Raw genomic sequence first — 14,486 nt, 5'->3', positions numbered from 1 at the left:
GTATTATTTCGAAGTAAAATATGTAAGAAAAAAACTAAAAATTTCGATTAGACGTAAAATGAACTTCCACTTTTTTTAAAATTATAAGCTTTCGTTATTATTTTGCGAGATTTTTTGTATACAAAAAAACTGTCAGCAGTAAAATGGAATTATTACCACTAACAGTTTCAATAAGCAGAAACAGATGAATTCATTTGGGAAGTCCTTTCTAGATTAGGCGTTCACTTTTTCAGCGTTTAAGTTTTTAATTGCGTGTTCAATTGTTACACCGTAAGCTACATGTTGTTCATCTTTAGAATCGATTGCCATAAATTGGTTCGTACTTGAATCAAAAGCAATACGATAAGCTAAACTTTCTTTTTTAAATGTCATATATATCCCTCCTTTAAATATTTTTAATAGCGGCCACCTTTAATAATATAACACGAGTATCTTCATTTAACAAAAAATTTGTTTTGTATAAAGGCATATGTTTAAATTTTTCATAACAAAAATTGAATTAAATGTCCTCCACCATAGAGCAAAACTAAACTATACAAAAAGACAGACGCTGGTTTTGCGAATAAAATAATCCATGTAAATTTTTTGAAAGAAATTTGAGTTAAGCTGGCCATCAAACATAGGGCATCGTCAGGAGCTATCGGTAAAAATATAGCTATGGCAAAAAGACGATCGAAACGTTTCTGATTGTCTAACCAATGTCTATATTTATTATAAGTTTTTTCATTTACCAAACGTAAAACAATTGGCTTTCCGTACTGCCGTCCTAACCAAAAAAGAATGATCGAACCGAGGCAGATACCTATATAATTATAAATAAAACCACTTATAGGACCAAAAAGCAACACCCCAGCAGCTAACGAAATTCCACCTGGAATAACTGGAACAATTACTTGTATGATTTGGATTAAAATGAACAATAAAGGACCGAAAAGAACCGCTTGGCTGACAAAATCCTGTAGTTTTTGTATATCATCAAAAATTCCAAGATAATAAAAATAAACCGCTAGCACAATTAAAGCAAAAAAGCCAGATAGTGAAATTAAATTGATAAGTCTTCTTGACGTTGTAATACTCAATGGATGCCACCTCTATTTTTTACCTTTATGATTATAATTATAACCAAAACTTTAAAAAAAGCATGCAACTAGCGACTGATTTATAATAAATTAGTGTTTTGTTAATTCTTTCTTAAACGTATCCATTTATTAACGATTTGTTCAACTAAACTGGTAATTAACAGCCCTCCGACGATACTTATTGCTGTTGTTGTAACGACCATCAATTTTTGAAAACCAGCGTTAGGATCTTCTAGAGCAAAAGCCCGTACTGCTTCATAAGAAGGGCCGCCAGGGACTAGCGGAATCAAGCCAGGAATATAGAAGATAATCATTGGCATCTTCTGCTTTTTTGAAAAAAAGATGCTCATACAACCGACCATAAAAGCTGCAGCAAAATTAGGAAAGGCGATACTGTTAAAAAGTTGGTTTAAATAAAAATAAATGATCCAGCCAACAGCTCCAGTAAGTCCACTAGCTAAAAGCGCGCGACGTGGAATATTGGCAATGAAACCAAAGGCAGCACTACTAAAAAAACTAAAAGAAAATTGAATGAGAAACGTCACGATAAAAAACCTCCAAAGATAGAAAGAACACAAGCAATACCAATAGCAATGGCTGCCGCTATGATGATTGCTTCGGTTCCGCGTACAAGTCCGCTAACTAAATGGCCAGCTAAAATATCCCGCAAAGAAGCAGTAATTGCTACGCCAGGAACTAAAGGCATTACAGCGCCGATACATATATAATCAAAGCTAACAGCAGAGTTGATTTGTGTCGCAATTAATGCCAGTATGCCGATAATTAATGAAGCTAAAAAACTATCAAAAAAGCGTAAATCGAAAAATTGTTTAACGCTGTACTTTACGGAGTAGCCAATTCCGCCGATCAGTAAGGTTGGGATAAAGTTCAACCAACTACCACCAAATAGGACCATCAAAAAAGCACTTAAAAACGCTGCACTAAGAATTTGAAACAGCAATGGAAATTCTGGCGTTTCTTTATCGATTTTTTTTAATTGCTGGTAAAGTGTAGTTAAGTTTACCTTTTTTTCCGCAAATTCTCTGGATAATTGGTTAACAGCTTGCACTTTTTCTAAATTGATGTTGCGCTCGCCCACGTTTTCAATTTGAGTATAGCGGCTACTTTTTAGCCCCATAAAAATACCTGTAGCAGTGACGTAACTATTACTATCTGGCTCATTTGCATTTTCAGCAATACGGTTCATTGTATCTTCTACCCGATAAACTTCAGAACCACTTTCCATCATAATTTTTCCGGCCAGTAGGCATGTATCTATAAGCAAGCCTTCAGCTTTTTGCATAGAACCGCTCCTTATCTAGTAACTACTTGATAGTAGTTTAAGATGTAAATGTCTTTTTCATTATTCTAGCTGTTTGTTAGGACGCTGACAAGCAGGTTTTTTAATAACTGTATTTTGTTATCATGCTTTTTATGTCTATTTAAAATTTTAGGGGGAGTAAAAAAGTTAAGCGTAAACAAAATGAATGATGACTGGAATTATGGTTGTTTAAAAAACAAATAACTGTTTTTATAAAACAAGTGAAAATCCCTTTAAAAATTTAGAAGAGTCGGTTAAAATAACAGTATACGGTCGTAGGAAAAAAGGAAGGAGGTTATGTTATGCGACATAAAGTATATACAAGAGAACATATCTTAAAAGCGGCTTACGAATTGATTGAAAAAAATGGTTTTACTAATTTTACTGCACGAAATGTAGCAGCTCAAATGGGAGTATCTACCCAGCCGATTTATTTAGAGTTTGCGAATATGGAAGATTTAAAACAGACATTAATCAAGGAAATCTTTGATGATGTGTCTAAAAAAGTATTTAGTGTTGAACATACAGGCGATAAGTTAATTGATATTAGTATCAATTATGTTAATTTTGCTCAAAAGAACCCACGTTTATTTATGGCAATGTATCTTGATGAAAAGGGTGGGGGAAGAGCGATGTATGACCATTCTTATGTTTTTTTCAAAGAGACTATTTTACAAGAAGAAGAATATAAAGATCTAACTGAGGCTTACATCGAAGCCCTTTTCCATGGTACGTGGATTACGATTACTGGTTTAGCCGCATTGATGTTAGCAAAGGTTGTTGTTCCAACGCGTCAACAGACGATTGCAATTATTGAAAATAGCGTAAATGCTATTTTAGAAAGTAACTATGAAGATAATAATTTAAGCAACGGAAGCAAGTAAAAAATGTGCTGAACAATGACTTATTTAGATAGCACTGAATGTATGCGCTTTATTTGATGCTATCTAAGTTTTTTATTGTGTAAAAAATTTCCCCAACTGGGCATCTGTGACATAAGTGAAAATGAGATAGAAATATTCGAACTATATTTGATGAGATTTTCTAAACGTTGCGAATTTGCGACGAGTAACCGCAGGAGCAATGTTTTTCGTGCGACGAGTAACCGCAGGAGCAAAGCATTTCGTGCGACGAGTAATCGCAGGAGCAATCTCTCTATTGTTCGGATATTTTAGTATTAAAGGAGCTTATGTCACACTCCTTGTATAGTCATAAGTTATAGATAACTTATTTTTCAATATTTAAAAAATAAGAAGCTAGAATAGAGTATGAAAAAGGGTAATAAAAAAAGCCATCGAAATTGTTTTCAACTTTTTAAGTAGCATGTGGCTCTTAAAGAAAATACTAGAAAACAAAAACGATGGTTTAAATATAGCATAGAATAAAGATTATGGATGACTTATGTGTAAAAGTGAATAATATTTATTAAATAAAAAATCAGTTATACCGTTGCTCATAACTGATTCTTTTTGACTTAAAATAAGGAGAGTACGGGATTTGCATTTATTGTTATTTAACTATCATCTAGCTTAAAAAATTCCTTTGCTCTAGCCTTTTAAAAAAATAACATTTCAATGGTAATAACCTATCTTCAAATAAAACACGTTAGAAAACACGTTAAAAATTCATGAGGTTTTGGAAGACCTTAGGAACTTCTTTTTCCATCTTTTTAGTTACGTGGCCGTATAGGTCGTTTGTAATTTGTGTAGACGTATGGCCAAGTCTTTCGGAAACTGTTTTAGGTTGTAGACCAGCTTCTAGCAATAAAGTAGCATGAGTGTGTCGCAAACCGTGGATTGTAATTTCTCTCAAGTTATTCTTTTTCACATTTTGAAGCAACCAAGTACGCGGCTTAGATAATTGAATAAAGCTATTTTCAATGTTGGAGAATACAAGCTGATGTTCTTCATTTGGCTTTATCCCGAATTGGAACAAATATTCTTTTTGTTGCATTTTCCATTTTTTAAGTACAGCCATTGTTTCATCATCTAAACTTATATCACGTTTTGAATGTTTAGTTTTCGGCTGTTCCAAATAAAGGCGTCTATTTTCTCCTCTAGCCAGCGTTTGAACAATATGGATACATTCTTCCTCAAAGTCCACAGAAGACCACTCAAGGCCTAATAACTCACCCTGACGACAACCTGAAGCCGATAGCAATTGAAAGAACGTGTAAATATAGTAAGGTTGCTGTTCTTTACTACATGCTAAAAATTTGGCTAGTTCCTCTTTGGTATAATAATTTAATCGTTTTTCTTTATACACTGATTCTTTACGTTTAGGAATAGTAATTCGTTGGGTCGGGTTGCTTTCTACAATCCCTAAACGAATCGCAAACTCAAATATTCTACTAATATCCGTGATAAAATCACGATACTTCACAAATTTATTTACATTCTCATTCGCAAACTTTTGTACTTCAGTTACTGTTATTTCATCTATTTTCTTTTTACCAAACACAGGTAACGTATGAACTCTATACTGGCTTATTGCCTTTACATACGTGCTTTCTTTAACGGTATGTTTGTAATTCACCTTCCATAAGTCAAATACCTCTTGAAAGGTTTTAGAATCCTTCTCTGGGCGATTATATTCACCTTTTTCATATTGTACTTGAAGCCGACTTAATGCAAGTTGAGCTTCTTTTTTTGTTTTAAAACCTTGCCGAGTTGTAAGCGTATCTTTTCCAGTTTTTGGATTTTTACCAAGATAGGCACGAAATTGCCATGCCTTCGTTCCGTTTTTCTTTTCGTATTGTTTAAATGTTGCCATTTGTATTCCCTCCGGTTACTACGAGCGGGGAGCACGTGGGAGGGCTAGGATTTAAAATTTGGCGAATAGGAACTTTCAAAAGGCTTAAATTCCCCGTCAACTCTCATAGTGAAAATTAATGAGGAATAGGCTTCCTCATTATCGTCTTTAAAACCAACGACGATGATAGTTATATCCGGGTTATCTTCAATATTCAATTCATCTATTAGTATATTATCGTAAAACTTTCGTCCCATTTTTTCGCGCTCCTTAATTGAAGACATGCGAAAAAAAGTTTCATTTTCTTTAGCACTTTTATAATTTAAAAAATCTTTGCAGTATTTTTGTAAAAATTTTTCAGATGGAAAATCTATGAGGAATGTTGCTAAGTTACTATCAATCGTTCTGTTAGTACCAACGTTTACAACTAAAATATTTTCGTTCTCCCAATCTGGTGTATCACTAATTTTTTCGTTAACTAACGGTATGTACCTGCATATTTTCCAATATGTGTTATCAATGTTTATGGTTTCACCGTAAAATTTTAATTGATATTCGACAGAAATATTTATTAGATCGTTTGGAGTAATTTTTAATGCAGTGCAAATTTTTTCTAATGTATCAAATTGTATCCCCTTGCTAGAGTTTTTTGTCATTAGACTTAATGTATTTTTTGAGATACCCGTTTTATCGTGTAACCAAGTCATTGTTTTTCCTTGTTCGTTAAGTATCTCTTTTAACTTAATTTCAATCATCGTTTCACTTCCTTCCATATTCCAAGTATACATGAAAACTAATACATTTCAATGAAAAATACTGTTAACATGTATTTCTTTTACTACTCAGTTGGTTTTAAACCAGCGATTTTACTATATGTAGTAAAAAAAATACAACTTTGTAGTTGAAATAGTCTTCAAACAATGTTACTGTATATATGTAGCAAAAATACTACTTATTTGTAAAAAGGAGGTGAAACAAATGCAATTGCAAATTGACTCAATCGATTTAAAAGAACCAGCTTTTGCTCCGATTGTTTCAGAGATTGCTAAGGCAATTGAAGAAGCTAAAGAGTTGGCTAAAACAAGAGCTGAGTTACCGCGTTATATGAACAAGCAACAGGCAGCTAAATATTTAAATGTTAGTTATAACTCAATGGTAGATAATTACATTCGCAAACATGGGCTAAAAGTCATCATTGTTGAGGGAGTTCAAAGAATCGACAAAAGAGACTGTGATGAACTAATGGAAAGACTAAAACAATAATAAACTACTACGAGCGGGGGCACACAGGAGGTTATTGTTAGGAACAAATTCGCAAGTAACTTAAGGTTTGAAAATTTTATGGAGGTAATAAAAATGAACAAAGAAAGAGCAGAATCAATTCTAGAAAGACTAAATGGCTTAGTAGGTACTGAATTTGATATGCGCTATCAAGAAAATTATATAAGAGCCATTCAAAAGACAGGAGATGAATTTGATAGTCAAAAAGCACCAACTAAAAAAGTAGAAATGCTTCAGACGCAAGATATTTACGAAGTAGATAAGAACAGTGTGGCAAATATTGAAGTGTTAGAAAAACAGTATCCTGCTGTAAAGATTGAATTTGAAGACGGTAGCGCGATCGAAATTTCTGGCGATTATGAATTGTTTGAATCAGCAGAAGAAAATGAAGGATTCCCACCAATGTTTTTGTAATGAAGACACAAAAAAAGCCTTTAAACGACAGACCGGCAAGTTTGGACGTTTAAAAGGCAAGGCAAATAAGACGATATATAAACATATCTTTCTTATATTATATCGTCTTAACGCCTAAATATCAAGTTTTAGGAGGATAAATATATGAAAAAATCAACAAGAAGATGGCTTTTTATGATTGCAACACTGGCGTTAGTTTCTACAATGCCCTTTCTATTAAAAATGATTATCAGTATCCCAGTTATTGAATTACTACTACTGGATTTTGATGAGTGGGAGGCGCAGCAATCATGAATGAAAATTATGAAGCATTGGAAGCAACAATGGAGGAGCTAAAAGCAGAGAATCTTTCCGATAATGAAATATATGGGCTTCTCGGCGATATTGAGGATTTCACGCACAATATAAAAATGGATTTAGAACCTACTGAAAAACGTTTTATCAAAGACAAGAACAAGACAACCGTTGATCGCAACGATTTAGAGAATATGCTAAAGAATTACGAAAAACTATTAAATGCCTATGAGGAACTGGCCAAACAAACAGATGAGCTTATCTCGGGCATTCAAGAAGAACTTATATCCGACGCAAAGGCGGACATGAAACCATTCTTATACGTATTAAAAGGAGATAATCACAATGAAAAATAATAATGAAAAAATGTTTAAACAAGCTTGTAAGTTGGAAGATTTAGCCGATCACGTGGAATTGTTGGAAATGGTTATTGATTCAGCATTGACAAATCGGGAGAAAAACGAGTTCGCTGTTCAATATTTTATCAAGAAAGAACTGGATACTGTCTTTGAAAATATCGTCAATGTACGGCAAGAAATTCAAGACGTAAGTAACACTTTGACCGATTTATACAACGAGGAAGAGGGTGGCCGCTAATTGAATGCAAAAGAATTAGACTATGAATTTGACAAGGTACGACTTAATTTGGACAAGGTAGAAACACCGAACCTTTCGAAGATAAAAGAAATCGTAAAACGGGTTCATTTTGCGGATATCAAAACGAAGCAACAAGCTTATGATAACGAGGGACTGGCTTTTTATAAGCTAAACTTAGACAGCACAGGCGATTACTTTACTCATTCACTACCAATCAGTTATACAACTGAAGCTGCAAAAACTGGTGTCGTTTACGGTACTTTTACGCAGAAAGTCACAAAAAAGAAAGAAAAGGTTGTTGAGTTTGAAGGTGGGAACTATAACAACTATGTGCGCTTCCTGGCCGATATAGCAAACCACAAGGTGATTTACTCAGATGAATTAGAAAGGTTTGTAATCGTCAGAGATCATTCTTATAAAATGTTAGATCAAGCAATTTTTGAAGTTGAATATTCAGTGGATCCGAAACAAAAAATAAATGATTTTCTAGACGTGATCTTTTCCATTTATCATGATCATATTCAAGTGAAGACACACGATTACACAATAGAACCTTACATCATTGCGGGGATTGATTGGGCATATGACTGTAAACAACTGAAGCCAGTAACTAAAGACGATAGCAAACAACAGCTTTTTTCCGCTTATTATGATGTATCTTATGAGAACTTAAATTTAGAAAAAGCTGAAGAATATACAAATATGATTGCTGCTGAAGACGATAGTTTGCATAACTTAAGGTTGATACACGCGTACGTGTTACTTGCAAGAATGGGATTGGTTTCAGTTGAACATTCTTTCATTTTAAAAGACTTTGGACGAACAGGGAAAGGGTTGTTTATGAAGACATTCCCTGAAGTGTTCAAAATGAATTCTGTTAACTTCGATAATTTAATGGGCGGCACTATGGAAGCAAGTAACGAATGGTTGAAATTTATCGGTTGTGATATAAGCCATGCGAACGAATCGGGGGCAATCAATCCAAAAGCAATGCGTTTTATTCGTAAAATTGCTACACAAGAAAACGTTTCGGGTAGAAAGATCCAACAGAATACCATAGATTTCAAAATAAAATCCGTATTAATTCTAGATACCAACGAAAAAGTAGACATAGGGAAATTGACAGCAAACTTGTCGCGTGTGGTTAAAGTTGCCTTTAAAGATCGACCAGAAGAAGAAACAGAAGCGGAACGTTACAAAGTTTTTGCGCCTTATTGGGATTATATTGCTCCTAATGGCGAAGAATCGCTTACAGCAAATGTTTCCTTTTTAATCAGTAGCTTAGAATATCTATCTAAACAAAATGGAAAATTTGTTTTTAAAGATGTTGCTTTAAAGAATTATGCTGTCGCAAGTGAACTAACTGATTTACAAATTTTCTTAATTGAGGCTTTTCAACAAGTAGGGTATGTGCCTTCAAAAGATGAGGCGCTTCATCAAGTGCTTTTCGACGAATACGGGGTACACCACTTCCGCCGTAAAGATATTAAAGACGATCTAACAAGCATTGGATTAGAGCCTAATTATCCCACAACTATTAAAGGTGTTCCAATAAGAGTAATTCGGATTAAAGATAAAAAGCTATTTAAAAAGGCACAATCTTTATTAGAGGGAATAGTAGTTTGAAAGAGTAACTGAGAGTTGTTTAAAGTAGGGAAGAGTAGTTGATAAAAAAAAGTTAACTACTCTCCATTACTCATACAATACTCTATTAAATTGACACAAGTACTTATATGAAAGGAAAACTACTCAACTACTTTAACTACCTTTTTAGCAATTGCATATAACTTTTTAAAAATAAGAATGCTGATATATCAACGTTTTACTTTTTTTAGTTATTAAGCATTATAGGGGCAGTTAAGTAGTCAGTAGTTTTGAGTAAAAAGGAGATAAAAAATGACCACAGCTTATGATGTAGCATTAGGTATGTTAGAAGGAGGAGTGCAGTGTATCCCGTTAAATGAATCTAAAAGACCAATGCTAAATTTTGCCGATGTAACGATTACAAAAGATTTTATTAATAGGAATGAAGAGTATCAAAGAGCTCGGGCGTTAGGAGTTTTGACTAGGGGGTTATGGTGTATCGATATAGATAAGCACGGAGGAACGTTTGTAACAGGTTATTACAGCATGGGGAAAATACCTTATTATGATGAACTTGATTGTAACGCTAAAAAAACATGGATACAGCAAACGCCAACGGGTGGCATGCATATTATTTTCAAAAAACGCGAGGGTATTGAGTACAGTCAGCATAATGGATATTTGAAAAATGTGGATATTAAAGCGAACGATAATAATTTCTTTGTAATGGGGGGAAGTGTAACGAAAGCAGGTATTTATAATCTGAATGCACAAGAGCCGATTTTATATGATGGCGAATTTGAGGAGCGTATTTTCAACTGTGAAGGATCAACATTTGAAGAACAAGTTATTGCAAAACTCAGTTTAAAAAATGTGTTGCCTCAACCTACTTTATCTAGTTATCAACCGAGAGGAAAAGGTGGGAGAGGGAAACAAGCTTATCAACGAATAATCGAAGGTGTATCAGAAACTAGAAACGAAGATTTGTTTCTGGCTGCTAGCTATGCCAAAACGTGCAATATAGCTATTGAACCATTAACGGTATTAATTGGAGATGTAAAAGGTCGGGATCGTTTTACTGAAAAGGAGTTTTGGAAGACGGTAGAAAGCGCTAGAGCGTAAAGGAGGAATCACAATGCAACAAGTAAAAATATTCGATGATGTGGAACAACTAAACAAATGGCTAGAAAAAAATGACGATGTGAGAATCATTCAAATGAATCTTAGCAAGAGAGGAAGCTTGGCAGTTACTTATGAAGAAATCGACGAACCTTATGGCGAATTACAGTTGATGGTTGATGACTGCGAAGGCAGAATCGTGGAACTTGAGAACAAAGTAAGCTTTTTAGAAAGAAGAGCTTACTAAAGGAGGAATAAAATTGAACATTAAACAAGCAGTGCAAGAATCACTGAACCATACCACTGGTTATTTCTATTTCGATACCCACACGCAGCAAATTATCTTCCAGCCAACGTTAACGGACAATAGCAACCCTGACTTAGTAGAAATGGTAGAGCATGGCTTGATCTATCTAGGACGGCCGTATGCCTTTGCTAACGAGGCTGAGCGTGAAGAAGACTTGTATTATCTATTGGAAAGCAAAGGAGTGATTGAATGAAGTGGTACGATGTTAAAACTTTTCCTTATGGCATTCATGGAGAACTAGCAATAAATGAAACGATTGAGGAAAGAAAGCATAGAATAAAGATATGGCATTATGTGGTGGATTCGTTAGGCTTTGACAAGTGGGCGAAATACGAACCCGTGAAGAATTATAATCAGCTGCTTAATGGGAGCCGTGGCTATAATGCTGGGAGACTACCCTCAGACTACCCAGGCATAGACGCCACGCACCAGTGGCTAGACCACGCCATCTATGTAAGAGACACTAGGGCTAACCGTACGGCACTGCTGACACAGCCTTATGGTTTAAACAATGGACAGTTAGAGCACGACATGATGAAGCATGATTTCTTAGCCATCAATGTATCAGACTTTTTTAGCTTTTATTTTCCCGAGATGACTGACCTTTGTTTGATATGTGCGAACAAAGATATAGGATATTACACGCAACATCTTAATCAGATGTTTGAACAGTCTCCAGAATATTGGGCTCATAAGATAAAAGAAGCTGGGAAGAAGTTATATCATGAAACCTAAAAAACTCTGTCAACATGCTAGCTGTCACGAACTGATAGATTACAACGAAACTTATTGTGCTAAACATCAACCAGAAAAGAAACGAGGTTATGCTGATTCTTATCAGTATAAAAAGAATAAATACGGAAAGTATTTTAAATTTTATCATAGTAAACAATGGCGAAAGCTTTCTGAACTATACAGATATGAGAATCCATGCTGTGAAATTTGTTTAGCGAATGGTGTTGTTCGTAAGGCTGATGTGGTCGATCATGTGATTGAGCTTCGCGATCAATGGGATAAGCGACTAGACAAAAGTAATTTAATGAGCTTGTGCCACAGTTGCCACTACAAAAAAACGAAAGAAGAGCGACAAAAAAGAGAAGTCATTCATTAATTTGAGTGACTTTTTTTAAAACTGTACTATAACAGAAATAAAAAACTGTACTACTTTTTAATTTTTGAAAGTGAAATTTTTGAAAGAAAAATAAAAATAAAATAACAAATAGGGGGCGTGTTTTTCACTTTGGGAAACCGATGCATGGGGTCATTTGTTCACAAAAACTCGGTTTAAAGCCCTTGACACGGGGCTTTTTTTATAGATAAAACGTTATTTCGGCATAACCTAGCAATAGTAAAATAACTTGATGTAATAATGTATTAGCTGTTGTAACAGTAGCTGAAATCTGTTATAATACAGGTGTAGCTAAGAACTGAATAAGGCTTGCCATAATAGGGTGTCCAGCTCCTGCATCGTAGCGAACGACTGACCAACACAATAAGCCTAAAGGATATAAAAAGTAAACAATAGGAGGTGTTACTGTGAGCAACATTAATTTATTGAGTGAAAAAATACCTGAAGGAAGCCGAGAAGACCACGCGCAACGGGAAGACGCTGTAAAAGAGTTATTTCAACATAAGGACTTTTCTATGACCACACCCCCCGCCTTTATGCCAGCAGCGGCTAAGGAGGAATGGAATAGATTATTACCTGTTTTAAAAAGTGATTATCCGTTCTCTGAGGTGGATTATGGAAATTTTGTGGCTTACTGTTTGGCTTACGCTCGAATAAAACAAGCAGAACACGAAATTAAAAAGTTTGGCACTTTCCAAAAAAATAAAGATGGTACTAAACGAGAGAATCCAGCTGTTAGGACACAAAGCCGTGCTATGGGAGATTTAAAGACAGCGTCCACTGCTTTGGGTATGACAATGATTGAGCGCCAGAAAATGGCAATAAACAACGCTAAAGCTGAACCTGAGAGTGATCCTTTCAGTGAGTTGATGAAAGATGAATGATTACATTGAAAAAGTTTTGTCGGGGGAAATTTTAGCGCCTGAAAAGATAAAAAACGCTTGCCAACGTCATTTAAATGACTTGGAACGTAGCAAGTCCGAAGATTTTTCTTATATCTTTGATGAGAAGCAAGCCGATAAAGCTATAAAGTTTATGGAAATGCTGCCTGGAACAGATGGCCAACCAATTCAAATGCTAGGCTTTCAGAAATTTATTATAGGTTCATTGTATGGCTGGCGAACCAAGCAAGGGGATTTACGGCGTTTTAACCGTGCTTTAGTTTCTATGAGCCGTAAGAACTCTAAAACATATCTTGCTAGCGGTATTGCTGCAAATTCTTTGATTATGGAAAAAGAACCCGCAGAAGGGCGGCAATGTTTGTTTGTGGCCAACAGCACCAAACAAGCAAGAATTGGCTATGATATGCTGGCTAACTCTTTACAATCGGTTTCTAACAAAAGTAAGTTCATGCGGCAGCAATTAAAAATCATGCAATCGAAAATCGTACATAAACCAAGTAATAGTTTTGCTATGGCTTTAGCAAGTGAAACAAATACGTTAGATGGTTATGCACCTACGCTTGGAGTGATTGATGAAGCCCACGAAGCTAAGACCCGTAAAGTGGAGAACGTACTTAAATCAGGGATGATGAACCAGAAGAATGGTTTGTTAGCCACGATAACCACAGCTGGCTTAGATTTGAATGTACCGTTGTATGAAGATTATTTACTAGCTGACCGTATCTTAAAAGGATTAGATGAAGCAGACAGATATTTTATAGCGATTTGGGAATTGGATAGTGAAGACGAGATTCACGACCAAAATATGTGGATCAAAGCAAACCCTATTTTTGAAAAAAAGGATATAAAAAAAGTTATGCTGCCATCTATTCAAGATGATGTAGATTTGGCTTTGAAGCAAGATAATATCAACGCTGTATTAGTCAAAAACTTCAATCTGTGGCGACAAGCAAGCGAAGATAGTTATTTACCTGCGAGAGATTGGAACGCCGTAGAAGCACCCTCACAGCCGATTACAGGGCGTCCTGTTTATATTGGTATTGATTTATCGAAGACGGACGACTTAACCAGTGTGAGCTGGATAGTGCCTATTGATGGGAAGTTATACTGTGATTCGCATTCGTTTGTAGCAACCAAGTATGGCTTAGAATCCAAGGAGAAAAAAGACGGATTGCCTTATCGCAAGTTAGAAAAAATTGGCGAGTGCTCTATTACTCAGCTCGAAAGTGGCATTGTGGACTACGAGCAAGTATTCGAGTTTATCCAATCATTGATTGAAGATAATGAATTGGAGTTACAGGGAATCTGTTATGACCCTTACAACGCAAATAGTTTAGTATCCATGGCCGAAAAAGCCAGTTATCCATTAATCGAAGTAAGACAGGGCACGCTTACATTGAATGTACCTACAAGGACTTTCCGCGAACAGGTGGCAGAAGGTAACATTATCCACCCGAAAAATACGATTTTAACGCACGGTATCAATAACGCCATGGTAAAAGAAGATAACAACGGAATTCAAATCAATAAAGCCAAGAACAGTAACAAGATTGATAGTGTAGCAGCACTTATAAATGCGTACGTGTTCGCTATGAATTACTACGATAACGAGGAAAGGAGCGAGAACCTCAATGAATTTTTCAAATCTGAAGCATTTTCTTTTTGATAATTTACAGACCCTGCTTTTATTACTAGGTTTTCTTTTCAT

At 35.2% G+C, this 14,486-nt stretch carries 20 protein-coding genes; 14 read left to right on the top strand and 6 right to left on the bottom strand.

What is annotated here, in order from left to right:
• Positions 1-213 precede the first annotated feature (213 nt).
• From TS1_RS12600 to TS1_RS08930, 4 genes are all read right to left on the bottom strand, one after another.
• Complete coding sequence (locus TS1_RS12600; RefSeq protein WP_169792368.1) at positions 214-372, bottom strand: hypothetical protein; 159 nt, start codon at positions 370-372, stop codon at positions 214-216.
• Between the two features lie 110 nt (positions 373-482).
• Positions 483-1,079 carry a TVP38/TMEM64 family protein gene (locus TS1_RS08940; protein ID WP_068709935.1) on the bottom strand — a complete coding sequence of 199 codons (597 nt, stop codon included), beginning with the start codon at positions 1,077-1,079 and terminating at the stop codon, positions 483-485.
• A gap of 101 nt (positions 1,080-1,180) precedes the next feature.
• Positions 1,181-1,624, bottom strand: a complete 444-nt coding sequence (locus TS1_RS08935) for a threonine/serine exporter family protein (RefSeq protein WP_068709933.1) — start codon at positions 1,622-1,624, stop codon at positions 1,181-1,183.
• Positions 1,621-2,382 (bottom strand): threonine/serine exporter family protein, encoded by a 762-nt coding sequence (locus tag TS1_RS08930; RefSeq protein ID WP_068709931.1) that lies wholly within the window; start codon positions 2,380-2,382, stop codon positions 1,621-1,623. Before TS1_RS08930 ends, TS1_RS08935 begins: the two co-directional genes overlap by 4 nt.
• Before the next feature lie 320 nt (positions 2,383-2,702).
• Here TS1_RS08930 and TS1_RS08925 point away from each other — a divergent pair, with 320 nt between their 5' ends.
• Positions 2,703-3,284 (top strand): TetR/AcrR family transcriptional regulator, encoded by a 582-nt coding sequence (locus tag TS1_RS08925; protein WP_068709929.1) that lies wholly within the window; start codon positions 2,703-2,705, stop codon positions 3,282-3,284.
• 733 nt (positions 3,285-4,017) lie between these two features.
• Here TS1_RS08925 and TS1_RS08920 read toward each other — a convergent pair.
• Positions 4,018-5,172, bottom strand: a complete 1,155-nt coding sequence (locus TS1_RS08920) for a site-specific integrase (protein ID WP_068709927.1) — start codon at positions 5,170-5,172, stop codon at positions 4,018-4,020.
• Between the two features lie 44 nt (positions 5,173-5,216).
• The gene (locus TS1_RS08915) at positions 5,217-5,906 is read right to left on the bottom strand and encodes a helix-turn-helix domain-containing protein (protein ID WP_068709925.1); all 690 of its coding nucleotides are present in this window, start codon (positions 5,904-5,906) and stop codon (positions 5,217-5,219) included.
• A gap of 223 nt (positions 5,907-6,129) precedes the next feature.
• On the opposite strand from TS1_RS08915, the gene TS1_RS08910 reads away from it, so the two are divergent.
• The 13 genes from TS1_RS08910 (at position 6,130) to TS1_RS08855 (ending at position 14,444) form a co-directional block, all read left to right on the top strand.
• Positions 6,130-6,414, top strand: coding sequence for a MerR family transcriptional regulator (locus TS1_RS08910; RefSeq protein WP_068709922.1), 285 nt, complete (start codon positions 6,130-6,132; stop codon positions 6,412-6,414).
• A 93-nt stretch (positions 6,415-6,507) separates the two neighbouring features.
• Complete coding sequence (locus TS1_RS08905; protein ID WP_068709920.1) at positions 6,508-6,846, top strand: hypothetical protein; 339 nt, start codon at positions 6,508-6,510, stop codon at positions 6,844-6,846.
• Positions 6,847-6,990: 144 nt separating this feature from the next.
• Entirely contained in the window at positions 6,991-7,140 is a 150-nt protein-coding gene (locus TS1_RS12540) for a hypothetical protein (RefSeq protein ID WP_157061655.1), read from the top strand.
• Positions 7,137-7,496 (top strand): hypothetical protein, encoded by a 360-nt coding sequence (locus TS1_RS08900; protein WP_068709918.1) that lies wholly within the window; start codon positions 7,137-7,139, stop codon positions 7,494-7,496. The genes TS1_RS12540 and TS1_RS08900 overlap by 4 nt, the downstream gene beginning before the upstream one ends.
• Entirely contained in the window at positions 7,486-7,737 is a 252-nt protein-coding gene (locus TS1_RS08895; protein ID WP_068709916.1) for a hypothetical protein, read from the top strand. The genes TS1_RS08900 and TS1_RS08895 overlap by 11 nt, the downstream gene beginning before the upstream one ends.
• Positions 7,738-9,363: a hypothetical protein gene (locus tag TS1_RS08890; RefSeq protein WP_068709913.1), complete on the top strand. Its 1,626-nt coding sequence runs from the start codon at positions 7,738-7,740 to the stop codon at positions 9,361-9,363.
• A 270-nt stretch (positions 9,364-9,633) separates the two neighbouring features.
• On the top strand, positions 9,634-10,443 hold the full coding sequence (locus TS1_RS08885) for a bifunctional DNA primase/polymerase (protein WP_068709911.1): 810 nt from the start codon (positions 9,634-9,636) through the stop codon (positions 10,441-10,443).
• Positions 10,444-10,456: 13 nt separating this feature from the next.
• Positions 10,457-10,687, top strand: a complete 231-nt coding sequence (locus TS1_RS08880) for a hypothetical protein (RefSeq protein ID WP_068709909.1) — start codon at positions 10,457-10,459, stop codon at positions 10,685-10,687.
• A gap of 13 nt (positions 10,688-10,700) precedes the next feature.
• Positions 10,701-10,940, top strand: coding sequence for a hypothetical protein (locus tag TS1_RS08875; RefSeq protein ID WP_068709907.1), 240 nt, complete (start codon positions 10,701-10,703; stop codon positions 10,938-10,940).
• A complete protein-coding gene (locus TS1_RS08870) occupies positions 10,937-11,482 on the top strand; it encodes a hypothetical protein (protein WP_068709905.1) in 546 nt (181 codons plus the stop codon). The genes TS1_RS08875 and TS1_RS08870 overlap by 4 nt, the downstream gene beginning before the upstream one ends.
• Positions 11,472-11,858 carry an HNH endonuclease signature motif containing protein gene (locus TS1_RS08865; protein WP_068709903.1) on the top strand — a complete coding sequence of 129 codons (387 nt, stop codon included), beginning with the start codon at positions 11,472-11,474 and terminating at the stop codon, positions 11,856-11,858. The genes TS1_RS08870 and TS1_RS08865 overlap by 11 nt, the downstream gene beginning before the upstream one ends.
• A gap of 425 nt (positions 11,859-12,283) precedes the next feature.
• Positions 12,284-12,760, top strand: coding sequence for a phage terminase small subunit P27 family (locus TS1_RS08860; protein WP_068709901.1), 477 nt, complete (start codon positions 12,284-12,286; stop codon positions 12,758-12,760).
• Positions 12,753-14,444: a terminase large subunit gene (locus TS1_RS08855; RefSeq protein ID WP_068709899.1), complete on the top strand. Its 1,692-nt coding sequence runs from the start codon at positions 12,753-12,755 to the stop codon at positions 14,442-14,444. Before TS1_RS08860 ends, TS1_RS08855 begins: the two co-directional genes overlap by 8 nt.
• Positions 14,445-14,486: the final 42 nt, after the last annotated feature.

The organism is Tetragenococcus solitarius NBRC 100494 (assembly GCF_001544195.1).
Lineage (GTDB): Bacteria > Bacillota > Bacilli > Lactobacillales > Enterococcaceae > Tetragenococcus > Tetragenococcus solitarius.
Note: the sequence above shows the minus strand (reverse complement) of the source record. Positions and strands in the feature narration are given on the sequence as shown.

What these genes read in the sequence shown, in the direction of transcription:
- TS1_RS12600 (WP_169792368.1), bottom strand. Translation starts at nt 372, where the DNA reads ATGACATTTAAAAAAGAAAGTTTAGCTTATCGTATTGCTTTTGATTCA.
- TS1_RS08920 (WP_068709927.1), bottom strand. Translation starts at nt 5,172, where the DNA reads ATGGCAACATTTAAACAATACGAAAAGAAAAACGGAACGAAGGCATGG.
- TS1_RS08895 (WP_068709916.1), top strand. Translation starts at nt 7,486, where the DNA reads ATGAAAAATAATAATGAAAAAATGTTTAAACAAGCTTGTAAGTTGGAA.
- TS1_RS08880 (WP_068709909.1), top strand. Translation starts at nt 10,457, where the DNA reads ATGCAACAAGTAAAAATATTCGATGATGTGGAACAACTAAACAAATGG.
- TS1_RS12540 (WP_157061655.1), top strand. Translation starts at nt 6,991, where the DNA reads ATGAAAAAATCAACAAGAAGATGGCTTTTTATGATTGCAACACTGGCG.
- TS1_RS08855 (WP_068709899.1), top strand. Translation starts at nt 12,753, where the DNA reads ATGAATGATTACATTGAAAAAGTTTTGTCGGGGGAAATTTTAGCGCCT.
- TS1_RS08910 (WP_068709922.1), top strand. Translation starts at nt 6,130, where the DNA reads ATGCAATTGCAAATTGACTCAATCGATTTAAAAGAACCAGCTTTTGCT.
- TS1_RS08885 (WP_068709911.1), top strand. Translation starts at nt 9,634, where the DNA reads ATGACCACAGCTTATGATGTAGCATTAGGTATGTTAGAAGGAGGAGTG.
- TS1_RS08870 (WP_068709905.1), top strand. Translation starts at nt 10,937, where the DNA reads ATGAAGTGGTACGATGTTAAAACTTTTCCTTATGGCATTCATGGAGAA.
- TS1_RS08930 (WP_068709931.1), bottom strand. Translation starts at nt 2,382, where the DNA reads ATGCAAAAAGCTGAAGGCTTGCTTATAGATACATGCCTACTGGCCGGA.
- TS1_RS08905 (WP_068709920.1), top strand. Translation starts at nt 6,508, where the DNA reads ATGAACAAAGAAAGAGCAGAATCAATTCTAGAAAGACTAAATGGCTTA.
- TS1_RS08915 (WP_068709925.1), bottom strand. Translation starts at nt 5,906, where the DNA reads ATGATTGAAATTAAGTTAAAAGAGATACTTAACGAACAAGGAAAAACA.
- TS1_RS08925 (WP_068709929.1), top strand. Translation starts at nt 2,703, where the DNA reads ATGCGACATAAAGTATATACAAGAGAACATATCTTAAAAGCGGCTTAC.
- TS1_RS08865 (WP_068709903.1), top strand. Translation starts at nt 11,472, where the DNA reads ATGAAACCTAAAAAACTCTGTCAACATGCTAGCTGTCACGAACTGATA.
- TS1_RS08900 (WP_068709918.1), top strand. Translation starts at nt 7,137, where the DNA reads ATGAATGAAAATTATGAAGCATTGGAAGCAACAATGGAGGAGCTAAAA.